Raw genomic sequence first — 22,232 nt, forward strand, 5'->3', positions numbered from 1 at the left:
GGCTGTTGTTCAGGACACATCCGTCGGATAGCCTCAAACTCTGTGTGATTTTCGTTGACGGCTCAACAACTGGAGCAGACAGTCAACGTGGTCACACGCCGAGCCAGGAGGCGACATGAGCAGACCACGGAACCGTCAGCTCCGACCGGTCCCCGACGAGGAACCGCGGATGATGTTCCGGACGATTCACGGCTACCGACGCGCATTTCGGATAGCCGGCGAGGGTCCGGCAGTACTGCTCCTGCACGGAATCGGCGACAACTCGTCTACGTGGACCGAGATCATTCCCCACCTCGCCAAGAAGTACACGGTCATCGCACCTGACCTGTTGGGTCACGGCCGCTCCGACAAGCCGCGCGCCGATTATTCGGTAGCCGCGTACGCCAACGGCATGCGTGATCTCCTGTCGACACTCGGCATCGAGCACGTCACCGTCATCGGGCATTCGCTCGGCGGCGGCGTCGCGATGCAGTTCTCCTACCAATTCCCACACATGGTGGATCGCCTCGTGCTGGTCTCGGCCGGTGGCGTCACCAAGGACGTCCACCCGCTGCTGCGCCTCATGTCCGTTCCGGTGGTCAACGAGGTCGTCAAACTGCTCCGGATACCTGGCGCGATGCCGCTCGTCCGGATGGCCGGAAACCTTGCCGGTGTCGTTCACGGTTCGAATCTGCGCCCCGGCACCATGCTGCACGACACGCCAGACCTGATTCGAGTGCTCGCTGATCTCCCCGACCCCACTGCCTACGAGGCCTACCTTCGTACGCTGCGGGCAGTCGTGGACTGGCGCGGACAGGTCGTCACGATGCTCGACCGCTGTTATCTGACCGAGAATCTGCCGGTTCAACTGATCTGGGGCGACGACGACTCCGTCATTCCCGTCTCCCACGCTCACCTCGCGCACGCAGCGATGCCGAACTCACGTCTCGAAATCTTCCGCGGCTCGGGCCACTTCCCGTTCCGCGACGATCCGATGCGTTTCCTGCAGATCGTCGAAGATTTTCTTTCCAGCACCGCACCACTCGTCTTCGACGAGGCCCGCTGGCGTCACATGCTGATCTCCGGCGTCGGCGAGAACACCATCACCGGAACGTCGTCCACCCGCATGGCAGTGCTCGACGCCATGGGCTCGGACGAGCGAAGCGCAACCTGATCCGCGGTTGCGGCTAGCCTGTACGAGTGCTGCTGACGGAACTTCTCCCCGACAACGCGGATCCTGATTCCGTTTTCGACGCCTTCTCTTCGTGGACCCTCGAACGAGGTTTGACGCTCTATCCTGCCCAGGAAGAGGCCGTCATGGAGTTGGTCTCGGGCGCAAACGTGATCCTTGCGACGCCGACCGGGTCCGGCAAATCGATGGTAGCGATCGGCGCGCATTTCTATGCGATGTCGCTCGGCAAGCGCACCTATTACACAGCGCCGATCAAGGCCTTGGTGAGCGAGAAGTTCTTTGCGCTGTGTGAGGTCTTCGGTGCCGAGAACGTCGGCATGATGACCGGCGACGCCGCCGTGAACTCGTCGGCGCCGATCATTTGTGCGACGGCAGAGATCGTCGCGAATCTCGCACTGCGAGAGGGCCCGAACTCCGATATCGGCCAAGTCGTGATGGACGAGTTCCATTTCTACTCCGAACCCGATCGAGGTTGGGCGTGGCAGGTTCCGCTCATCGAGTTGCCGCACGCGCAGTTCCTCTTGATGTCGGCAACTCTCGGTGAGGTCGACTTCTTCTCCGACGATCTGACGCGTCGCACCGGGAAGCCCACCACCGTCGTCTCCGGCACGGAACGCCCTGTGCCTTTGATGTTCTCGTACGCGACCACGCCGGTCGGCGAAACCATCGAAGATCTGGTGACCACCAACCAGTCCCCCGTCTACATCGTGCATTTCACGCAGGCGGCCGCGCTCGAGCGCGCCCAGGCACTGACGAGCGTCAACTTCTGTTCCAAGGCCGAGAAGGAAGCGATCGCCGAAGCGCTGGGCGGTTTCCGCTTCACCACGGGGTTCGGAAAGACACTCTCGCGCCTGGTCCGGCACGGCATCGGCGTTCACCATGCTGGCATGTTGCCCAAGTACCGACGGCTCATCGAAGTTCTCGCGCAGGACGGGCTTCTCAAGGTGATCTGCGGTACCGACACTCTGGGCGTCGGAATCAACGTCCCGATCCGCACGGTGCTGCTCACCGGTCTCGCCAAGTACGACGGCGTCCGCACACGGCATCTGAAAGCCCGCGAGTTCCATCAGATCGCCGGCCGCGCGGGTCGTGCAGGCTACGACACGATGGGCACCGTTGTCGTCCAGGCACCGGAACACGAAGTGGAGAATCTGCGGGCTGTCGCCAAGGCCGGCGACGATCCGAAGAAGATCAAGAAGATTCAACGCAAGAAGGCTCCCGAGGGGTTTGTGTCCTGGAGCGAAGCGACGTTCGACCGCTTGGTCGCGGCATCGCCCGAACCGTTGGTGTCGCGATTCTCGGTCAGCAACTCGATGCTGCTCAATGTCATTGCCCGCCCGGGCAACTGCTTCGACGCGATGCGGCATCTGTTGGAGGACAACCACGAATCGCGTCCGGCGCAACGCAAGCACATCCTCAAAGCGATCTCGCTGTATCGCGGATTGCTCAGCGCCGGCATCGTGGAACGCCTCGACGAACCCGACGAGTACGGCCGCATGGCTCGGTTGACGATGGACCTGCAACGCGACTTCGCCTTGAACCAGCCACTCTCACCGTTCGCCTTGGCGGCATTCGAACTTCTCGACGTCGAATCCGACAGTTACGCACTCGATGTCGTCTCGATCATCGAGTCGACGCTCGACGATCCGCGTCAGGTTCTGATGGCGCAGCAGCACTTCGCACGCGGCGAAGCGGTGGCGCAGATGAAGGCGGACGGCATCGAGTACGAGGAGCGCATGGAGCTTCTCGAAGAGGTCACCTGGCCGAAACCGTTGTCGGACTTGCTGTTCCCGGCTTTCGAAATGTACCGGGGTGGCCACCCGTGGATCACCGAGTTCGCCCTCTCCCCCAAGTCCGTGGTGCGCGACATGATCGAACGCGCCATGACGTTTGCCGAATTGATCAGCCATTACGGACTTACCCGGTCCGAGGGCCTCGTCCTGCGCTACCTCGCCGACGCCTACCGCGCGCTGAGGCAAACCGTCCCGACCGAAGCGCGCACCGAGGAACTCGAAGACATCATCGAGTGGTTGGGCGAGCTGATCCGTCAGGTCGACTCGAGCCTGCTCGACGAGTGGGAGTCACTCACCGACCCCGGAGCCGAGGCAGACACGGAAGAGGTTGCGTTCGGTGCCGACATTCCCCGTCCCATCTCGGCGAACCCGCGCGCATTCCGCGTCATGGTGCGCAATGCGATGTTCCGACGCATCGATCTCGCGTCGCGTCGACAGTGGAACGAGCTGGAAAACCTCGAGGACGGTATCGAGGCCGCCGAGTGGGAAGAGCAACTACTGCCGTACTTCGAGGAGTACGCAACCATCGGAACCGGGCCGTCGGCGCGCGGTCCGGCGCTCTTCCAGGTCACTGAGGACGGAGAGTTCTGGCGGGTGCGGCAGGTGCTCGAGGATCCGGAGGGCGATCACGGATGGGCGCTGCTTGCCGTCGTCGACATCCCGGAATCGGATGCCGCGGGTGAAATCGTGTTCGACGAGCTGAGCGTCGTAGAAGGCTAGCGCCTGTGCGCCTTTCTGGTAGTCATCGCTACCGGAAAGGCGCACAGGGGGCGTCAGCCCCTTCGAGCCTTCCGCGGCTGGTTACGACGCGCAGCGCGCTTTTCCTTGATGCGAACGTTTTCGGCCCGCACGTCGGCCTGAACAGCGCGTTCCTTTTCGAGCCAATCAGGCTTCTCTTCGAGGAGTGCGGCGATCTGATCCGTGGTGAGTGCTTCTTCGACGCCGCCGCGGGCCAGGCCGGCGATCGATACGCCCAGCTTGGCGGCGATGACCGGGCGAGGGTGCGGTCCGGTGCGTCGCAGCTCCAGCAGCCACTCCGGCGGATCGGTCTGCAGAGCGGTCAGCTCGTCTCGAGTCACGTCGCCTTCCTGGAACTGCGCAGGTGTTGCTTCCAGGTACACACCCAGCTTCTTGGCAGCCGTCGTCGGCTTCATCGTCTGGGGAGTTTTGTTCGACGTCATGCAACAAGAGTAACCAGCCGATACGGGTGCTTTTACCAAGGCGGTAGCCTTGCCTGGTGACAGACGCGGATAGTCAGGCAATTTTTCGACTCGCGTACGCCCCGGGGGTGACGCCCACCAAGTGGGTCCGGGTGTGGCACGAGCGGCTCCCCGAGGTGCGTCTGGAACTTGTTCAGTTCCCGGTTCTCGAACTCGAAGCTGCACTTCGCGCAGGTGAAGCAGATGCAGGGTTGGTTCGCCTGCCGATCGACCGGACCGGCATCAGCGCCATCTCGCTGTATGCGGAAACCCCGGTGGTGGTGGTACCGAAAGATCACGTGTTCACTACTGTCGATCAGATTTCCGTCGACGATCTGGCCGACGAGATAGTGCTCGATCCGCTCGACGACAGACTCGACTGGCCGACCCGTCCCGGAAAGACCGCCGCCGAGCGACCCGCGACCATCGCCGACGCCATCGAGTTGGTGGCCGCCGGCGTCGGAGTTGTCGTGGTTCCCCATTCGCTGGCGCGGTTCCACCATCGCAAGGACCTGACCTTCCGTCCGGTGGACGGTGCGCCCGAGGCTCCTGTGGCTTTGGCATGGATGGAGTCCAAGACCACAGATCTGGTCGAGGAACTTATCGGCATCGTGCGGGGCCGAACGGCGCAGAGTTCCCGCGGCCGAAACGGTGAGCCGGCGGAGAAGATCAAGGGCTCCGTCAAGGCCAAGATCGCGGCCCGCGAGCGTCGCGCAGAAGCTGCCAAGAACGGGCAGAAAGCTAAGGGCGCCGGCACCGCAAAGAACATATCCGGACGCAACGCCGGTTCCGGTAAGGCCAAGGCGGGCGGCAAATCAGGCAGCGGCAAGTCCGGTGGGACCAAGAGTTCGGGTGGCCGGTTCTCCGGAAAGCAGAAGGGCCGCTAGGGCTTTCACACAACCCCCTCGACCGCGAGGACGATGACGCACCCCTCGAGGTCGGGTCATCTGGCATGCTCTATCCTCGATTCACTGTGATCTCGCAGATGAATTCGGGGGATTCGTTCATGGGTGTGGATACTTTTTCAGCTGATCCAGCCGAATTGGCAAGTGCTGCGGAGGGGCTGACGGCATCTGCCGAGGAACTCGGTGGATTCTCGGCTTCGGAGGCCGCTACCGCCGCATCGGCCGGAGCCGCCGGGTCGGCGTTCGCTGCAGCCATAGCCGACAACGTCGTCACCGTCGACGAACTCGGCCGCGCGATCGGTGCGGGGATCACTGCTACCCGCACGAAACTGGAAAACTCCGCACGAGTGTTCGCCCGGGTCGACATCGCCAACGGCGCACGGATCGAGGATTCGGGAGACGTGCGATGACACTGTCGATCTCGCAGATCCGATCCTGGAATCTGGACGCCCTCGACAACTATGCCGGCTCCCTGGGCCGCGGACATGACGTATTCGACAGCAACGTCGACATCGCGCACCGCATCATGGACACCGCAACCAGCGATTGGAGCGGCAGCGCGGCGACCGCAGCATGGGATTCGGCAACCCAGCAGCATGCCTTCGGGCGAGACGCCGTCGCGATAGTCGGAGACGCCGGGCGCTGTGTCGCAGCGCAATCGGCAAACCTCCGGTACACCCGCGAAACACTGGTCAGCCGCGTCGACGACGCGAGCGCCGACGGTTTCACCGTCTCTGACGACGGCTCCGTCACCGCGACGCCCGCAACTCTGGCGAGCACAGATCCGCGCGGGGTAGAAGCCCGCCTCGAATATCACTCGTGGCGCATCGGCACGGCACTCACGGACGTCGACGAGACTGACGCGAGCGCCGCCAGAATCCTCACGGAGATCACCGCCGCAGGCACCTCGCTCATCGACCGCAAGGCCGATTTCGGGATCCCCGATGCAGCGTCGACCACCCCTTCACATCACGTTCGGTTCGATGGTCAGGGAGCCCACGACTCCGACATTCTCGCGCAGTCCCCGGGCGAAACACCCGAGAGCGAGGCGGCCAAGCAACGGTTGATCGCCGCGACGACTTTCACTCCGGAACAACAAGCGCAACTCGCTGCCGGCGGGCCCGTGGTCGTCGACCCGGAACAACTCGCCTACCTACGTGAGTTCTACGCGGATACCAACCTCGACGAGCTGAAGAATATCGGTGCAGGAGCCGAAGGATTCCGCACGGTCAACTTCCCCGATGCGAATGTCCCCGCCGACGCGCGAATCCCCAGCGCCCTCGCCTCGGGCATGTTCACCGTCTCCAATCCCAACGTCACCGACGGCAACGGCAACGCGGGCAGCCTCGACAACCTTCCGCCAGACGTCCGCAGAATCTTCAGCGACCCCGCGTACAGCTCGCAACTCCAACCCGGTGGGTACTCCACCACCGTGAACGTCAACCATTTCGACGATTCGAATGCACTCACGGACATACTTCGAAATGCAGACCCGGCGACACAATCCGGCAGCGCTTTGAGTTCTGCACTGCTCGATCGCAGCGCAGATCTCGCCCCTCTCCAATCGCAAACTTCATCGAGCGCCCCGATGCGATTGGTCTTCGACGACGACGGCCAGCCCGTCAGCAACGATGAGCTCGACTCCAGCCTCACCAAAGCCCTCGACGTTGCCACTCGGGACATACCTTCGAACGCCGACTTCCTCACCACCCCTGCTCATCAGGACGACGTGGTGAATCTGTTCACCCGCGAATGGAACGATGACGGACGAGCCGTCAGCGGCCTCACCGATTGGATCGGACCCGACGCCACCAACTCCAACCCAGCTGTTGCCGAACGGGCCGGCGCCTCTGCCCTTGCACTCGCCCACAATCTCGCCGACAACAAAGGTGCCTACCTCGACATCGCCGGCCTGGACAACAGATCCATCGGAGAAGTGAATCCCGCGTTGACGCAATCCATTGGTTCCGCGGTGACCCCGTACATCGGGAATCTCGTCGGATTGGAACCCGATCAAACCGGTACCCTCGGTTTCGAAAATCTCGATGCCTACGACGACAGATTCGCCAATGCAAAATCGGTGATCGCGATCATCGACAGCGACCCCCACGCAGCCGCAAGTTTCAATTCGAACATGCTCGGAGCCGCGGGCCAACTCCAAGGGACCTTCGTCGAAACCAGCATGAGCGGAGACATCGCCGCGGGTTCTTCGCAATATGCAATATATGCGGGACGCGTCCAGGCACTGATGGACGGCGCTCTGGAGGAAGAAGCCTTCAACCGAACCGGTGACGCTGCGGCGGCGCAACAGGACATCATCAGCAGACGTGGGAAAACATACGACGAACTCGGTTGGCTGATTTCCGGCGGTGCCGCCATGATCCCAGGCTTCGGACCACCGACCAGCGTTGCAGTCAGCATGCTGGGAGTCGAACTCAAAGATCACGTCCTGGGCTCCCCGGTCGAAGTTCCTCCGGCACAACTCAACTTCACAGACCAGCGTTCGGCTTCGACGACCCTTCTCGATTACCGATTGGTTCAGGCACTCGACAACGCCTACGGAAGAGAACACTTCGAGCAACTGAACGGTTTTCGAGTCAATGGCGATCCGAGCGAATCCCTCAGACCAGTCGATCTGGAGACCCTGGGTCTAAACGGCAAATTCGACAGCACGCTGCAGGACTATTTGACGTTTCGGGGATTCAATCGCGATACGTTCATGACCAACATGAGAGACGGACTCGACGATGTCGGTTAGATTTCCTGCGTTTACAAGGCGAAACCACCGCGCCGCAACCGCTCTTGCACTGGCATTCAGCATGGGATCATGTATCGCGGGTTGCGCGGCACCCAACTCAACCGAAAACGTCAGCGCCACAACCACGCCCGCCGCGTCAAACGTCTATGTACTACCGAGCTACATGACCGACTATCACAACCAATGGCTCGCAGACCCCGGCATCGACCTCTTCAGCGAAGAGGCCACCATAATCCGAGCATTCATAGAATCCGACTACATCGTTGACAGTGGTGGCGATCGCAGCGACGCCTACCACGGGTTCTCGAGAATCACTGCGAACACTCGTGGAACGGTCGCGAGCGATCGCCGCTACGGAGAACCCGCAGACACACCACCACGCGTCTACCGAGGTACCAGCATCAACCGGATCTTGAGTATTCAAACAATTCCCGCCGGATACCCTGGCGATTCGACCGTCGTCGCTTACGCCTGCTCCGACGCCTACGATACCGATTACGACGGCCGCAAACCGGATTCGTCGCGACTCCCGAGCAGTAGTTACGAGATCTGGATGCACAACACCGCTTCTACGGCTACCCCCTACCCTCGATTCGAAGGGCCCCGCAATGCACCGGAAGGGGACGTCTTCGGCGGCTGGATCGTCGACAAATTCACCAGCTCCACCAGCGACCGTGTGCAACAGGAGACTTGCTCTGACTGGTTCAAATCGCGTCACGACGGGAATCGACTCCGGATGAGCACCGACTTCGCCCCACCCCTCGTCCTCCCCAACTACCCCGGCTGGCCAGAAGATGCGGCCCGGTAGGGGCCAGGGCAACGGTGCCGCGCCCAAATCTGACCAAGTCAGGACCTCAGCGGCGCTGCCGGACGCATGATGGAGTGATGACGGTCGAAAATTCGCACGCCTTGGACGAACTTGTAGCAGCGCTTCCCGAGGGAGCCGTCCTGCTGGATCCGGATGTGACCGCGGGCTACCGCCAGGACTGGGCCGCCGACCCGACCGCCGGCCATCCCGCTGCCGTGGTTCGCGCAACGTGCACCGAAGACATCCAAGCAGTCATGCGATGGGCAACCGCCAACCGCGTGCCGGTGGTTCCCAGAGGTGCAGGCTCGGGCCTTTCCGGTGGATCCAGCGCCGTCGACGGTTGCATAGTGGTCAGCACCGAGCGAATGCGACAGATCACGATCGACCCGGTCGCCCGTGTGGCGGTTACGCAGCCCGGCTTGATGAATGCGGAGGTCAAGAAAGCCGCTGCAGAGCACGGACTCTGGTACCCACCTGACCCGTCGTCCTTCGAGATCTGTTCCATCGGCGGCAATGCAGCCACCAACGCCGGCGGACTCTGCTGCGTCAAATACGGAGTTACCACCGACTACGTTCTCGGACTCCGGGTCGTACTGGCAGACGGGACAGCTGTCAGCCTCGGAGGTCCACTTCTCAAGGACGTCGCCGGACTCTCCCTCACCAAACTGTTCGTGGGCAGCGAGGGCACTCTCGGCATCATCACGGAAATCACGTTGCGTTTGATTCCCGCGCAGCCGCCCGCATCAACCGTCGTCGCGTCGTTCGACTCGGTACAAGAAGCTGCGGACGCGGTCTTGGCGATCACCAGCAACATGCGTCCGGCGATGCTCGAGTTCATGGATCATGCCAGCATCAATGCCGTCGAGGATTCGGTACGCATGGGTCTGAACCGCAAGGCTCACGCACTGCTGCTCGCGCAGTCCGACGCACCCGGCGCGGCCGGCGTGCTGGAAATCGAGACGATTGTTCAGGCGTGCGAAAACAACGGAGCCACCGAAGTATTCGCCACCGATGACCAGGCCGAAGGTGACGCTTTTGCGGCGGCACGGCGGGCAGTGTTCCCGGCAGTGCTCGCGATGGGAAGTCTGCTTCTCGAAGACGTGGGCGTTCCCATGCGCGCACTCCCCCAGCTGGTAACCGGGGTCGAAGCCATCGCCGACGACCTCGACGTCCTGATCTGCACGGTGGCGCACGCCGGAGACGGAAACACACACCCGCTCATCGTCTTCGACCCCGCAGACCCGGACATGTCCGAACGCGCACAGATCGCATTCGGACGGGTGATGGATCTCGCCATCGCGCTCGGCGGCACGATCACCGGCGAACACGGGGTCGGTCGACTCAAGCGCGACTGGCTGCCGTCACAGTTGGGTGAAGACGTCATGGCCCTCAATCGCAAGGTCAAGGATGCGCTCGACCCGCTGGGAATTCTCAATCCCGGAGCCGTCATTGCCGTGAAAGAAGGCTCTCTCGACTAGCTTTCACGTCGACGTCGAACGAGTTACGTCATCGAGGAACCGTCGGGCTGACCGAACGGACCAGCTCGGCCAGCTGACGGAATCCTTCTGCTCGGCCACTCGACGAGCGGAACACGACGCCGATCGTGCGACCTGGAGCCGGGGAAGCGAAATGCGCCGTCGACAAGTCCCCGCGTCGAACCTCCACTGCAACCGCCGATTCCGGGACCAAAGTCACCCCGAGTCCCCCGGCCACACATTGCACGACTGTCGCGAGAGAGGTAGCCCGCGTGTCGCCGGCAAGCGGATGGGCGTCTACCGAACGGCACAGATCCAACGTCTGGTCGCGCAGGCAGTGGCCGTCGTCGAGCAAGAGCAACGGCAGCGCGTCGAGCACGTCCGCCGTGAGATCGACACGTCCGGCCAAGGAATGATCGTTCGGCACGACCATCACAAAATCCTCTTCGTACACAGGAACTTCCACCAGGCCAGGTGTTCCGGCAGGAAGCGCCAACACCGCGACGTCGAGCGCTCCCGATCGCAGGGCATCAAGCAAGCGCGCCGTTTGATCCTCGACTATTTGCGGCGCCAACGACGGTAGCTTCTCGCGCAGCTCCGGCAACAACCCCGGAAGAATGTACGGCGCAACGGTCGGGATCAACCCGATGCGTAGCGGTCCGGTCAGAGAGTCGCCGGAGCCGGCCGCGCTCGCGACGAAACCGTCGGCAGCCTCGAGGATTTGCTTCGCCTGACCGAGCAAGCGCTGTCCGTCCGCGGTCACGAGCACGCGCCGCGTACTACGTTCGATCAGTTTGACCCCTAGTCCCGCCTCGAGAGCCGCCAGCGCCTGCGACAGTGTGGGTTGGCTCACACCGGAACGTGCTGCGGCAGTACCGAAGTGCCGGTACTCGGCCACCGACACAAAGGCACGCAGCTGTGACAAGGAAGGTTGATAAGTCTGATCAGACATGCCTATCAGTGTAGTGCCACCCATCACCTTTACCTTTTGAACGGTTTGATGCAGAATGGACTCATACCAAAAAGCGCCGGTCACAACCTCGACACTCCAGTCGAAACCGTCCGACCCGCTGACGGTGACAAACCCTCTCGATCCAGCACGTTCGGCCGTCACAGTCCGAACAGCCGGATCGTGTGCGCAAGAAATTCCTGTTCACGAGACACGTAGGAGAATGAGACACATGGCTCTGCTCACAATCGGCGACCAGTTCCCCGCTTACAACCTCACGGCTGTCATCGGCGGCGACCTGTCCAAGGTCGATGCCCAGCAGCCCGATGACTACTTCACCACCGTCACCAGTGACGACTACGCAGGCAAGTGGCGCATCGTCTTCTTCTGGCCCAAGGACTTCACCTTCGTGTGCCCCACCGAGATTGCTGCATTCGGCAAGCTCAACGAAGAGTTCGCAGACCGTGACGCTCAGGTTCTCGGCGCTTCCGTCGACAACGAGTTCGTGCACTTCCAGTGGCGTGCACAGCACGAAGAGCTCAAGACCCTCCCCTTCCCGATGCTCTCGGACCTCAAGCGCGAGCTTGCCGAGGCCACCGGCGTCCTCAACGCCGACGGCGTTGCAGACCGCGCGACGTTCATCGTCGACCCCAACAACGAGATCCAGTTCGTCTCCGTCACAGCCGGTTCCGTCGGCCGTAACGTCGACGAGGTTCTCCGCGTCCTCGACGCTCTCCAGAGCGACGAGCTGTGCGCATGCAACTGGAAGAAGGGCGACCCGACCATCAACGCCGGCGAGCTCCTGACTGCGAGCGTCTGAGTATGAGCGTCGAGAACCTCAAGAACTCGCTTCCCGAGTACGCGAAGGACCTCAAGCTCAACCTGAGTTCCATTGCGCGCACGACGGTCCTGAACGAGCAGCAGTTGTGGGGAACGCTCCTCGCAACGGCCGCAGCCACCAAGTCTGCGTCCACGCTCAAGGAGATTGCTTCCGAGGCTGCCGACAACCTGTCGGCAGAGGCATACAACGCCGCTCTCGGCGCAGCGTCGATCATGGGCATGAACAACGTCTTCTACCGCACCAAGGGCTACCTCGACGGTAAGTACGACGACCTTCGTGCCGGCCTGCGGATGAACATCATCGGCAACCCGGGCGTCGACAAGGCCGACTTCGAATTGTGGTCGCTTGCAGTGTCCGCGATCAACGGCTGCAACCACTGCCTCGAAGCTCACGAGAACACCCTCCGCCAGGAAGGTGTCGACCGCGAGGTCATCTTCGAAGCGATCCGCGCCGGTTCCATCGTCGCGGGCGTCGCACAGGCTGTCGAAGCCAACGAGATCCTCTCTGCCGCACAGGTCTGATCACCCGGACCTGAGTGCAGTTCGACGAGCCCTCCCCACCGTGAAGGTGGGGAGGGCTTTTCGCGCGCTAGGGTGGACCGATGGGTATCGAAGTGAGTGTGGTCCGGGTCTTCACGGACGAGAACGGCAAGCACGGGAATCCGTTGGGAATCGTCGACGCGTCCACGGTTGCAGAATCGGATCGACAAGCCGTCGCGAAGGAACTCGACTACAGCGAGACCATCTTCATCGACGTTCCGGATGACGGCGCCTCGCGTGCGCGGGTCCAGATCTTCACTCCGGCAGCAGAACTCCCCTTCGCCGGACACCCGACCGTCGGTGCCACGTGGTGGCTGGGCGAACAGGGCCGTCGCGTGAGCGCCCTCGACGTTCCTGCCGGCAGTGTCGACGTCCGCCAATCCGGCGCTTTGACGTGGGTACGCGCGCGTGCCGAATGGGCACCGGAATTCGCGATCTATCCGATGGACACGGTCGACGACGTCATCGACGCAGATCCGTCCGACTACGAGGCGGATCATTCGTATCTGTGGGCATGGCAGGACAAGCTCGAAGCTGCCATCCGCGCACGCATGTTCGCACCGGTGATGGGAATCGCCGAGGACGAGGCGACCGGATCTGCAGCGCTGCGCATCACGGACCGATTGAGGAAATCACTGCTCATCACCCAGGGACGCGGATCGGTGCTTCACACCACCTTCTCTCCGGAAGGGTGGCTCGAAGTCGGCGGCCGCGTCGTCGCCGAGCCGTCACGAACCTTGTGAGTACCCGGCGGGATTGCGTCCGGCCTCGAGGTCACGTGCGCTGAGTGACACCGAGATCTCGTCACCGAGCGCAACTCCCGGCGCGAGGGGCAACTGATCTCCACTCCAGAACTTGCCCGGATCGAACCAGTTGATACGACGGTTACCGACAAGCAGACCCATCGCCTCATAGGTCTTGGCAACCACTTCGGCGCAGTAGGCGCTCTCGACGGCCACTGCGGACACGTCGGACTTCTTGCGCAGCTTCGGGATTCGGCCTCCGAACCAGCGTGAGGCAAGCTTGGCCGTCGACGGGAACGGCGTACCGTCCAGCCGTGCGATCGTCTTGAGCAGAGCGTCTTCCTGCTCCCGGGTGACTTCGTGGTCGAGCTGGCGCAACCATCCACGCTGCCCGTACTTGGCGCCCCAGACCTGAACCGCCGATCGCAGATCGTGCAGTTGGACACCACGCTGAAAGCGTCCGGTCCACATGTCCTGCAGCGAGTGACCGAGTTCCGCATGCCACATCAGCGGCGGAAGGTCGTCGATCACGACCGACATTCCGACGTGGTTGACCGGGCTGTTGGTCAGCGTCTGGATGGCCCGGTCCGCCGTCGACTCTCCGCGGAAGATCCAGATGTCGCCCGTGCGGGTCGCCGCGGCGGCCTCCTCGAGACTCACCTGCGAAAGCAATCGTCGGTCCATGCCTCTAGCGTAGAGGGATGAAACTCCCTACTCCTCTGCGCGCCTCGCACGTTTGGAAACTGGTCGGCCTCGCCGGTGCAATGGGCGTTGCCGCCACCGGGGTTCTCGTTGCGCGCGGCGAACGCCAGCGTCGGGCCTACTCTCCGGACGAAATTCGCTCGGTACTGCACGAGCGGTACACCCAGGCCTACGCCAAGCAGTCGGAACAAGAGGTTCTGGAACTCGAACCTGCACCCAACGCTGTGCGGCGCCGAATCGAGAAACTCTTCCGGCGCCGCAACTGAACTCATCCGAGAGCTGCGAGGATCCCTGCTGCCATCTCCGCGACCTGATCGTCGGTCATGACGAACGTCGGCGAAATCTGCATCGCACCCTGACCCGCCGCGCGACCCGAAATACCGTGCTCACGCAACGTCTTCACGAACGGCAACGCCTCCGCCGGATCAGCCAACTGCACCGCAGCAACCGCACCCAGTCCACTACGAACCTCCGCCACCCGCGGATGCTCCGCCAACGGCTGCAGATGCGTATGCAACGACGCCTCCAGACGCTTCGACTCCCCAAGCAAATTCTCACGCTCGAGAATGTCGAGGTTCGCCATCGCCGCCGCAGCAGCACCGGCATGCCCGCCATACGTGTAACCATGACGCCACCACGAACCCGCATAGAACGGCTCCGCCACCCGCGGCGCGATGAACACCGCACCCATCGGAACGTAACCGGACGTCAAACCCTTTGCCGTGGTCATCATGTCGGGCTGCAAATCGAAACGAGTAGACGCGAACCACTCGCCGCCGATACGACCGAAACCGGTCACGACCTCGTCGACGACAAACAGAATGTCGTGCTCGCGGCAGATGTCGCGCACCTCGGCCAGGTACCCCTCCGGCGGAAGATACACCCCACCCGCACCGATGATCGGCTCCGCGAAGAACGCGGCGATCTTGTTCGCACCGATCCTCTCGATCAACTCGAGCAGACTCTTCGCATCATCCCAGCCGACCGTGGCCGCATCCGCCATCAGCTCGCCGTACCCCTCACGGTTCACCGCAATACCCGCCAGAGCCGTTCCCGCAACATGCATTCCGTGGTACGCCTTCTGACGACCGACGATGATCGCCTTCTCCGGCTGCCCCACCTCGTGCCAGTACCGGCGAGCGAGCTTCGCCGCAGTGTCCACCGAATCCGAACCACCCGAAGTGAAGAAGATCTTGCTCCCGGCAACCGGCGCGATCGTCGCCAACCGCTCCGCCAACACCTGCGTGGTCTCGGGAACAAAATCACCGAAATTCGAGAAATGAGCGATCTTCGACAACTGAGCCGCCACCGCATCCGCGATCTCCGTGCGCCCGTGCCCGACATTGGTGAACCACAGGCCCGCCGTCGCATCCAGATACCGAGTGCCCTCGCGGTCCCAGATGTACGCGCCCTCACCGCGAGAGACGACAAACGCGCCGTTCTTCTCCACAGCGCCCATGTCCGCGAACCCGTGCCACAATGCCGAAGCCATCATTGTCCCCTTCGAATACAAACGATGCTGGTGTGCAAACGATGTGCTGCGACTATATCGACACCGGGAATCGGCGCACGACGGCGCTCGCCGGGCACCGGCATTTCCGGGTACACACGTAATCTGTCGACCATGACTTTTGCCGACAATCTCGCCGCACTGCCCCCCATCGATCATCTGGCCGCCATCGAGGTACTCGACGCCGACGGAACCGTCATCGACACCGTCGAGAACAAGCCCGGAAAGTCCGGCTCGGTCAAGGTGTACAACCATCTCGCTCAGGTCTACGGCGCGCTCACACCCGAAGCCGCCTCGGCAGGACTGACGATCTTTGCCGAACACACCGAGGACGCGCGGGCGAACCCCGGTAAGCACCCGAACGTGGACCGCCTCGAGCAGGTGCTCGCCTCCGGCAATCCACTAGGACTTCGCAGCGTTCCGTCCGCGTAGCCCGGCTCCCAGCCGTCCGACGGCATTGACCGCCAACGCCATCAGGGCCATCGCGATGCCCAGTACGACAAATCCGATGAACAGGGCCAGATAGCCCTGGTGGCGAGGATCCATGAACGGATACGGATACCAGTCGACGATCGGCCCTCGAATCAACGTGTACACCGCGTAGATCACTGGAAACAGCAGCCACTGCAGCGAGCGGATTTCGGAGATCCTGTGCCTCGAAGCGAAGAACACCCAGTCGAGGAGCATCACCAGCGGAAGAATGCGGTGGAGCGCCGAGTTGATCCACGCGTCGTTCAAATTGACGTCGATGTTCGCCAGTAGAACGGCGTAGATGATTCCGGTGATCACCATGTAGAGCGTCACCGCACCGCGAACCGACTGCCATGTCCGAGACTGCGGATCCCGAAGGGCGCCGACCAGCAATACGATCACCGCAAGGATGTTGCTCTCGATGGTGAAGTAGCTCAGATAGTTCGACAACGAGAATCCGTCGGCGTTTCGAATCGGAATCCACAGCAGCGCCGTGAGTCCGTAGATCGCGAACAACAAGCGAAGTACTCGCACGGCAACAGGCGTCGACGCGACCGGTGTAACTGCCTCATTTGCGGTATTTGTCGTCACTGGTCGATATTTGCACATCAAAACGATCTGCGAGCGGTAGTTGTGAACGCGTTCGATAGGCTGTCATCAGCATGTCTACAACACCACCGGCCCCACTCTCCCCCAAGCGGAGTGACCTGAAGAGCGCGCTGGCGCAGGTCTCACTCCGCGACGAGAGTCGACTCCGTCGCAAACTCGACCGTGCCCGCACACCAGACGCTTTGGTGGCGCTGGCCGAGGAAATTGAAACGGCGCGCGCACGGTTGGCGGCACGCTCCGCCAATGTTCCCGCAGTCTCGTATCCGGAAGCTCTGCCCGTCAGTCAGCGCAAGGACGACATCGCGACCGCGATCTCGGAGAATCAGGTTGTCATCGTCGCCGGCGAGACCGGCTCGGGTAAGACAACTCAGATCCCGAAGATCTGTCTCGAACTCGGACGTGGCGTCCGCGGCCTGATCGGACATACACAGCCTCGCCGACTGGCAGCACGCACCGTTGCCGAACGTATCGCCGAAGAACTCGACACCGAACTCGGCGACGCCGTCGGATACACCGTGCGGTTCACCGACCAGGTCTCGGACCGCACCTACGTCAAGCTCATGACCGACGGCATTCTCCTCGCCGAAATTCAGCGCGACCGTATGCTCCGACGCTACGACACGCTGATCATCGACGAAGCGCACGAACGCAGCCTCAACATCGACTTCATCCTCGGTTACCTGGCTCAGCTGCTCCCCCGCCGACCCGATCTCAAGGTCATCATCACGTCGGCGACCATCGATCCCGAACGCTTCGCCAAGCACTTCGCTGTCGACGGTAAGCCTGCGCCGATCGTCGAGGTATCCGGTCGAACATTCCCCGTCGAAATGCGTTACCGGCCACTGACCGTCGAGTCCGGCGACATCACCTTCGACCGCGATCCCGTCGACGCGGTCTGCGAGGCGGTCGACGAGCTGAGCGCGGAGGGCGAAGGCGACATCTTGGTCTTCCTCTCCGGCGAACGCGAAATTCGCGACACCGCAGACGCTTTACACGATCGGCGTCTTCGCAACACCGAAATCGTCCCGCTGTACGCGCGGCTGTCTGCTGCCGAGCAACACAAAGTGTTCTCGCCGCACACCGGCCGACGCGTCGTCCTTGCCACCAACGTGGCCGAGACCTCGTTGACCGTTCCCGGCATTCGGTACGTCGTCGATCCGGGAACCGCACGCATTTCGCGATATTCGGTGCGCACCAAGGTTCAGCGGTTGCCGATCGAGCCCATTTCGCAGGCGTCAGCTCGTCAACGTTCCGGGCGTTGCGGCCGCGTCGCCGAAGGAATCTGCATCCGCCTGTATTCCGAGGAGGACTTCGAGTCACGGCCGGCGTTCACCGAGCCGGAAATCCTGCGGACCAATCTCGCATCCGTCATCTTGCAGATGACGGCCCTCGGTCTGGGCGACATCGCCGCCTTCCCCTTCGTCGAACCGCCGGACCAGCGCGCCGTCAAGGACGGAATCGGACTGCTCGAAGAACTCGGCGCCATCGCGCGAGGTTCCGAGGCAAGCCACCCCGAACTGACGCCGGTCGGCCGCGAGCTGGCCCAGATTCCGGTGGATCCGCGGATGGCACGAATGCTGGTGGAAGCCAAGAACAACGGTTGCCTTCACGAAACCCTTGTCATCGTCGCGGCGTTGTCCATCCAGGACGTTCGCGAGCGGCCCGCCGAGTTCCAGCAGGCCGCCGACGAAAAGCACGCCAGGTTCAATGTCGAGAACTCCGACTTCCTGGCATACCTGAAACTGTGGGACTACTTACGCGAACAACGTAACGATCTGTCCTCCAACCAGTTTCGCAAGATGTGCCGGAACGAGTTCCTGCACTGGCTCCGCATCCGCGAATGGCAGGATTTGCACGGGCAACTCCGGCAGATCACCCGCGGCCTCGGCTGGACGGTGGGTGAGACACCCGCAAGCGAGAACGCGATCCATCAGTCACTCCTCGCCGGTTTGCTCTCACACATCGGGCTACGCGAGGGCGAGAAGCGGGACTACCTGGGCGCCAGGGGCAGCCACTTCGCGATCTTCCCCGGATCAGGACTGTTCAAGAAGCCACCACGCTGGGTCATGGCCGCCGAACTCGTGGAAACGTCGAGACTGTGGGCTCGCATGTCCGCGCGCATCGAACCCGAGTGGGCTGAAAAGCTCGCCCCGCACCTGGTGAAACGGACCTATTCCGAACCTCACTGGTCCTCCAAGCGCGGCTCGGCGATGGCATACGAGCGGGTCACTCTCTACGGAGTTCCTCTGGTGACCGGCCGCGCAGTGACGTACTCACGAATCGATCCCGAGGCCTCTCGCGATCTCTTCATCCGCCATGCGCTCGTGCAGGGCGAATGGCAGACGAACCACAAGTTCTTCCACGAGAACCGTGCACTGCTCGACAACGTCGAGGAACTCGAGAACCGCGCGCGCCGCCGCGACATCCTCGTCGACGACGAAACTCTCTACGAGTTCTACGACGAACGTATCGGCCAGGAAGCCGTATCCGCCAAGCATTTCGACCAGTGGTGGAAGACCGAGCGGCGCAAGAATCCGAGTCTGCTGACTTTCACGCCGGAAACGGTGGTCAACTCCGACGCGGCTGCAGTACTGGGCGGCGAGTACCCGGACGCCTGGCGCCAGGGCGACATGCAGTTTCCGCTCACTTACCAATTCGAGCCCGGAAAGGACGACGACGGCGTCAGCGCGCACATCCCGGTCGGCCTGCTCGCGCAACTTCAGCCGGTCGGCTTCGACTGGTTGGTCCCCGGTATGCGCGTCGATCTGGTTACTGCTCTGATCAAGACGTTGCCCAAGAACATCCGACGCGCTGTCGTACCCGCACCTGACTACGCCGCCGCAGCATTGGCAGCAGTCAAACCTCGATCCGAGCCGTTGATGACCGCAATGGCCCGCGAACTCTCGCACTTGGGCGGGATCCAGATCGACGCCAAGGACTTCGATCCCGCCGCGCTGCCCGACCATCTTCGGATGACATTTGTCGTCGAGGACGAATCGGGCACGGTTCTCGCGAAGGGTAAGGATCTGGCGCAGCTACGACGCACGCTCGCCCCGCGCGTACAGAAGGAAGTGGCCAAGGCGGCAACCGGTACCGAACGGGCAGCGGCAACCGTCTGGACATCCGAAACGCTCGGCGCACTGGAACCGACCATCACTCGCTCCATCGGCGGACAGCAGGTAACCGGCTACCCAGCACTGGTGCCGGAAAACGGCGGAGTTGCCGTTCGTGTCCTGAGTACGCCGGCTGCGCAGGCGCAGGCGATGCGGGAAGGCACTCGGGCGCTTCTTCTCGCGGCCGTTCCCACCCAACTCAAGGCCGTGACCGCCGGCTTGTCGAACACTCAGCGTCTGGCTCTCGGCCAGAATCCGGACGGCGGCTTGGAGGCCCTCGTCGAAGATTGCCGGGTGGCAGCTGCCAACGAAGTGATAGCTGCCCACGGCGGACCGGTACGCACGCCTGAGGCGTTCGACGCCCTGGTGAAGATCGCACGCTCCGAACTGGCCGGACGCGTCTCCGCGATCCTGCGCATGATTGTTCCGATCCTCGAACAAGCACACCAACTGAGCGTCGTTCTGGACCGCTCCCGCGGCGAAGCAGCAGACGACGTCCGAGAACAGTTGACCTCACTGCTGTTTCCGGGATTTGTCGCCGAATTGGGCTCGGCCCGCCTACGCGATTTACCGCGGTATCTTGCCGCAGCAAAATTCCGTCTCGAAGCTCTACCCGCAAGTGCACAACGAGATCAGCAGGCGATGGACGTCCTCGACCGGGTGTACGCAGCGTACGACCGGTTGTTGAGTTCACTTCCCGAAGAGCGTCGCACTGCTCGAGATGTCGACTCGATCAGCTGGATGATCGAAGAACTGCGCGTGAGCCTGTTTGCGCAGTCCCTCGGTACACCCACACCGATTTCCGAAAAGCGAGTCCTGAAAGCTATCGAAGCGATCAAGCGTTGACGTTCGGCGAGAATTGCGCGATCAGTAGATTGTCTGAATGTTGACGTTGGTGAGGAAACCACCAAAGGTGGCAACAGTGTTGGCGAACCCGAGGGTTACCAGGCTGTTCACGACTCCGAGAACTGCAACTAAGTTCATAACGCCTCCGTGAAGATCCGAGATGCGGACGAACGTACTTGGTCGACACTAAGCGAATAACTTGCCCGATTTGTTCGATTGTTCGCTTTGTGTTCTCAGCGTTACCTACGGCCGCTTTGTGCTCTCAGCGTTATCTAAGGCAAAGGCCTCAGTCGACGGATACGGTCTCGGCGCCGGAAGCCTTGTCGGCAGCACGGGTCTCGGCATGTTCGCGCATGTCGGTGATCTCACGTTCGAAATCCGCGGCAGAACTGAAGGACTTGTACACCGATGCGAATCGCAGGTATGCAACCTCGTCGAGATTTCGAAGCGGATCGAGAATCGCGAGCCCTACCTCGTTGCTGGGAATTTCGGCAGAACCCGAAGCACGTACGGCATCTTCGACCTGTTGGGCCAGCAAATTCAGCGAATCGTTGTCCACTTGGCGGCCCTGGCATGCGCGACGCACTCCTTTGACCACCTTTTCTCGGCTGAACGGCTCCGTCACGCCGCTGCGCTTCACAACCGAGAGAACTGCCGTCTCAACCGTGGTGAATCGGCGGCCACACTCGGGGCACGAACGGCGCCGCCTGATCGCCTGGCCCTCGTCGGCCTCGCGCGAATCGACCACTCGGGAATCAGGGTGCCGGCAGAACGGGCAATGCATCGGGGTTCCTTCGTTGTCGCCGAAATGGCCGCAACTCAGATTCGCTACCGACTGCAAATCCTCCGACGATTTACAGAGCAGATCCACGTACTCAACGCGACCACCCGAGGTGGTGGGACTGTCAAGTGGACAGCTTACTCGCTGTGAACCGACTGCTCTCACGCTCGGTACGCCCCCGCCTGGCACGGGGTACGGTCAGCGGCCCGAGGCCGGCACGATCAGCGTTTGCCCAACGGACAGTCCGGAACTCGACATCGCATTGAGATCCATGATCTGCTCGATCACCGAGCCGACAGCCTGGCCAGGCGCAACCTTGGCAGCAATATCACTGAGGGATTCACCCGCAGCAACACGAACCACTTCGGTCGCACCGTTTGTCGCAGCGACATCACCACTCGACAAAGCGCCGATCCCCACCAACGCCAACACTGCCAGTGCAGTGAATACGGCGCCAAGGAACACTGTCTTCCAACTGACGTCCTCGGCAGCCACTTCATGTTCGACCCGTGAGACACCGACTCTGTTTCGGTGCGCGAAACTTCCTCCGTACGGGCGTGACGAATCGTGCTCGCCGTCCCACCGGCGAGGAGATTCACGCAATGAACGCGAACCTGAAACCGCGCCAACCGCCGGAACACGACGAACGACGGCCGCCTGCGGTTCGTTGTCGACATACCTGGCCACGCCCCGCATTTCGGCCGTGCCGCGCCGTTCGAACGACACACCGTCAGCGTCGGATCCACCATCGGGCCCATAGAACGAGGGGTGGTACTTCAACGCCGACGTGCCGTCGAAACCAATCGCGTCATCACCAATCGCGTCGTCACCAATCGCGTCGTCGAAAACCCTGTTGCTTCTCAGTGCTGCGTTACCCATCGTGACCTCCGCTGGTCGACACCGATCGATGTGTTCGATCATGCGTTCGATGGAACGCATGTTCGAATTTCTACCACGCCTGGCCGACAATGTCTCTACTTCGAGCGACACGAATCGAACAGATGTTTGAAACCGCGAGC

The 22,232-nt window shown here is 62.1% G+C and carries 20 protein-coding genes; 13 read left to right on the forward strand and 7 right to left on the reverse strand.

What is annotated here, in order from left to right; translation table 11 throughout:
* The first annotated feature begins 115 nt into the window (after positions 1–115).
* A complete protein-coding gene (locus CPI83_RS15930) occupies positions 116–1,153 on the forward strand; it encodes an alpha/beta hydrolase (protein ID WP_019748230.1) in 1,038 nt (345 codons plus the stop codon).
* Positions 1,154–1,179: 26 nt separating this feature from the next.
* Entirely contained in the window at positions 1,180–3,684 is a 2,505-nt protein-coding gene (locus CPI83_RS15935; protein WP_097387413.1) for a DEAD/DEAH box helicase, read from the forward strand.
* 53 nt (positions 3,685–3,737) lie between these two features.
* Here the strand turns inward: CPI83_RS15935 and CPI83_RS15940 are convergent, their stop codons facing one another.
* Entirely contained in the window at positions 3,738–4,145 is a 408-nt protein-coding gene (locus tag CPI83_RS15940; protein WP_019748228.1) for a DUF5997 family protein, read from the reverse strand.
* 56 nt (positions 4,146–4,201) lie between these two features.
* Here CPI83_RS15940 and CPI83_RS15945 point away from each other — a divergent pair, with 56 nt between their 5' ends.
* From CPI83_RS15945 to CPI83_RS15965, 5 genes are all read left to right on the forward strand, one after another.
* Entirely contained in the window at positions 4,202–5,050 is an 849-nt protein-coding gene (locus tag CPI83_RS15945) for a LysR substrate-binding domain-containing protein (RefSeq protein ID WP_003942255.1), read from the forward strand.
* Positions 5,051–5,169: 119 nt separating this feature from the next.
* The gene (locus tag CPI83_RS15950) at positions 5,170–5,478 is read left to right on the forward strand and encodes a type VII secretion target (RefSeq protein ID WP_021334291.1); all 309 of its coding nucleotides are present in this window, start codon (positions 5,170–5,172) and stop codon (positions 5,476–5,478) included.
* The gene (locus CPI83_RS15955; protein WP_097387414.1) at positions 5,475–7,826 is read left to right on the forward strand and encodes a hypothetical protein; all 2,352 of its coding nucleotides are present in this window, start codon (positions 5,475–5,477) and stop codon (positions 7,824–7,826) included. Before CPI83_RS15950 ends, CPI83_RS15955 begins: the two co-directional genes overlap by 4 nt.
* A 163-nt stretch (positions 7,827–7,989) precedes the next feature.
* Positions 7,990–8,634, forward strand: a complete 645-nt coding sequence (locus CPI83_RS15960) for a hypothetical protein (protein ID WP_097387415.1) — start codon at positions 7,990–7,992, stop codon at positions 8,632–8,634.
* 77 nt (positions 8,635–8,711) lie between these two features.
* Positions 8,712–10,112 (forward strand): FAD-linked oxidase C-terminal domain-containing protein, encoded by a 1,401-nt coding sequence (locus CPI83_RS15965; RefSeq protein WP_097387416.1) that lies wholly within the window; start codon positions 8,712–8,714, stop codon positions 10,110–10,112.
* Between the two features lie 28 nt (positions 10,113–10,140).
* Here the strand turns inward: CPI83_RS15965 and CPI83_RS15970 are convergent, their stop codons facing one another.
* Positions 10,141–11,061: a hydrogen peroxide-inducible genes activator gene (locus tag CPI83_RS15970; RefSeq protein WP_020907545.1), complete on the reverse strand. Its 921-nt coding sequence runs from the start codon at positions 11,059–11,061 to the stop codon at positions 10,141–10,143.
* Positions 11,062–11,290: 229 nt separating this feature from the next.
* Between CPI83_RS15970 and CPI83_RS15975 the strand changes: the two genes are divergently transcribed.
* From CPI83_RS15975 to CPI83_RS15985, 3 genes are all read left to right on the forward strand, one after another.
* Positions 11,291–11,878, forward strand: a complete 588-nt coding sequence (locus CPI83_RS15975; protein ID WP_003942119.1) for a peroxiredoxin — start codon at positions 11,291–11,293, stop codon at positions 11,876–11,878.
* 2 nt (positions 11,879–11,880) lie between these two features.
* Complete coding sequence (locus CPI83_RS15980) at positions 11,881–12,420, forward strand: carboxymuconolactone decarboxylase family protein (protein ID WP_003942122.1); 540 nt, start codon at positions 11,881–11,883, stop codon at positions 12,418–12,420.
* An 80-nt stretch (positions 12,421–12,500) separates the two neighbouring features.
* Entirely contained in the window at positions 12,501–13,181 is a 681-nt protein-coding gene (locus CPI83_RS15985) for a PhzF family phenazine biosynthesis protein (protein WP_003942237.1), read from the forward strand.
* Here CPI83_RS15985 and CPI83_RS15990 read toward each other — a convergent pair.
* Positions 13,167–13,865 (reverse strand): hypothetical protein, encoded by a 699-nt coding sequence (locus CPI83_RS15990; RefSeq protein ID WP_019748222.1) that lies wholly within the window; start codon positions 13,863–13,865, stop codon positions 13,167–13,169. The genes CPI83_RS15985 and CPI83_RS15990 overlap by 15 nt on opposite strands.
* A 17-nt stretch (positions 13,866–13,882) precedes the next feature.
* Between CPI83_RS15990 and CPI83_RS15995 the strand changes: the two genes are divergently transcribed.
* Positions 13,883–14,149 (forward strand): hypothetical protein, encoded by a 267-nt coding sequence (locus CPI83_RS15995; RefSeq protein ID WP_007732799.1) that lies wholly within the window; start codon positions 13,883–13,885, stop codon positions 14,147–14,149.
* 2 nt (positions 14,150–14,151) lie between these two features.
* On the opposite strand, the gene CPI83_RS16000 is transcribed toward CPI83_RS15995, so the two are convergent.
* Positions 14,152–15,375, reverse strand: a complete 1,224-nt coding sequence (locus CPI83_RS16000) for an aminotransferase class III-fold pyridoxal phosphate-dependent enzyme (protein WP_084326007.1) — start codon at positions 15,373–15,375, stop codon at positions 14,152–14,154.
* Between the two features lie 132 nt (positions 15,376–15,507).
* On the opposite strand from CPI83_RS16000, the gene CPI83_RS16005 reads away from it, so the two are divergent.
* Positions 15,508–15,825, forward strand: a complete 318-nt coding sequence (locus tag CPI83_RS16005) for a DUF2322 family protein (RefSeq protein ID WP_097388191.1) — start codon at positions 15,508–15,510, stop codon at positions 15,823–15,825.
* On the opposite strand, the gene CPI83_RS16010 is transcribed toward CPI83_RS16005, so the two are convergent.
* Entirely contained in the window at positions 15,796–16,473 is a 678-nt protein-coding gene (locus tag CPI83_RS16010) for a Pr6Pr family membrane protein (RefSeq protein ID WP_070797210.1), read from the reverse strand. The two genes, CPI83_RS16005 and CPI83_RS16010, sit on opposite strands and share 30 nt — an antisense overlap.
* A 53-nt stretch (positions 16,474–16,526) precedes the next feature.
* Here CPI83_RS16010 and hrpA point away from each other — a divergent pair, with 53 nt between their 5' ends.
* On the forward strand, positions 16,527–20,432 hold the full coding sequence (gene hrpA, locus CPI83_RS16015; protein WP_097387418.1) for an ATP-dependent RNA helicase HrpA: 3,906 nt from the start codon (positions 16,527–16,529) through the stop codon (positions 20,430–20,432).
* 286 nt (positions 20,433–20,718) lie between these two features.
* Here hrpA and nrdR read toward each other — a convergent pair whose 3' ends face one another.
* A complete protein-coding gene (gene nrdR, locus CPI83_RS16020) occupies positions 20,719–21,216 on the reverse strand; it encodes a transcriptional regulator NrdR (RefSeq protein WP_020907539.1) in 498 nt (165 codons plus the stop codon).
* A gap of 195 nt (positions 21,217–21,411) precedes the next feature.
* On the reverse strand, positions 21,412–22,152 hold the full coding sequence (locus CPI83_RS16025; RefSeq protein ID WP_047889278.1) for a LysM peptidoglycan-binding domain-containing protein: 741 nt from the start codon (positions 22,150–22,152) through the stop codon (positions 21,412–21,414).
* Positions 22,153–22,232: the final 80 nt, after the last annotated feature.

It is taken from the genome of Rhodococcus sp. H-CA8f (assembly GCF_002501585.1).
GTDB lineage: Bacteria > Actinomycetota > Actinomycetes > Mycobacteriales > Mycobacteriaceae > Rhodococcus_F > Rhodococcus_F erythropolis.

Excerpts from the sequence above, each read along its gene's own strand:
- CPI83_RS15975 (WP_003942119.1), top strand. The coding sequence starts at position 11,291 with ATGGCTCTGCTCACAATCGGCGACCAGTTCCCCGCTTACAACCTCACG.
- CPI83_RS15990 (WP_019748222.1), bottom strand. The coding sequence starts at position 13,865 with ATGGACCGACGATTGCTTTCGCAGGTGAGTCTCGAGGAGGCCGCCGCG.
- CPI83_RS15985 (WP_003942237.1), top strand. The coding sequence starts at position 12,501 with ATGGGTATCGAAGTGAGTGTGGTCCGGGTCTTCACGGACGAGAACGGC.
- CPI83_RS15940 (WP_019748228.1), bottom strand. The coding sequence starts at position 4,145 with ATGACGTCGAACAAAACTCCCCAGACGATGAAGCCGACGACGGCTGCC.
- CPI83_RS15970 (WP_020907545.1), bottom strand. The coding sequence starts at position 11,061 with ATGTCTGATCAGACTTATCAACCTTCCTTGTCACAGCTGCGTGCCTTT.
- CPI83_RS15955 (WP_097387414.1), top strand. The coding sequence starts at position 5,475 with ATGACACTGTCGATCTCGCAGATCCGATCCTGGAATCTGGACGCCCTC.
- CPI83_RS15980 (WP_003942122.1), top strand. The coding sequence starts at position 11,881 with ATGAGCGTCGAGAACCTCAAGAACTCGCTTCCCGAGTACGCGAAGGAC.
- hrpA (WP_097387418.1), top strand. The coding sequence starts at position 16,527 with ATGTCTACAACACCACCGGCCCCACTCTCCCCCAAGCGGAGTGACCTG.
- CPI83_RS16000 (WP_084326007.1), bottom strand. The coding sequence starts at position 15,375 with ATGGCTTCGGCATTGTGGCACGGGTTCGCGGACATGGGCGCTGTGGAG.
- CPI83_RS16010 (WP_070797210.1), bottom strand. The coding sequence starts at position 16,473 with ATGTGCAAATATCGACCAGTGACGACAAATACCGCAAATGAGGCAGTT.
- CPI83_RS16005 (WP_097388191.1), top strand. The coding sequence starts at position 15,508 with ATGACTTTTGCCGACAATCTCGCCGCACTGCCCCCCATCGATCATCTG.
- CPI83_RS15960 (WP_097387415.1), top strand. The coding sequence starts at position 7,990 with ATGACCGACTATCACAACCAATGGCTCGCAGACCCCGGCATCGACCTC.
- CPI83_RS15930 (WP_019748230.1), top strand. The coding sequence starts at position 116 with ATGAGCAGACCACGGAACCGTCAGCTCCGACCGGTCCCCGACGAGGAA.
- CPI83_RS15965 (WP_097387416.1), top strand. The coding sequence starts at position 8,712 with ATGACGGTCGAAAATTCGCACGCCTTGGACGAACTTGTAGCAGCGCTT.
- CPI83_RS15995 (WP_007732799.1), top strand. The coding sequence starts at position 13,883 with ATGAAACTCCCTACTCCTCTGCGCGCCTCGCACGTTTGGAAACTGGTC.
- nrdR (WP_020907539.1), bottom strand. The coding sequence starts at position 21,216 with ATGCATTGCCCGTTCTGCCGGCACCCTGATTCCCGAGTGGTCGATTCG.
- CPI83_RS16025 (WP_047889278.1), bottom strand. The coding sequence starts at position 22,152 with ATGCGTTCCATCGAACGCATGATCGAACACATCGATCGGTGTCGACCA.
- CPI83_RS15950 (WP_021334291.1), top strand. The coding sequence starts at position 5,170 with ATGGGTGTGGATACTTTTTCAGCTGATCCAGCCGAATTGGCAAGTGCT.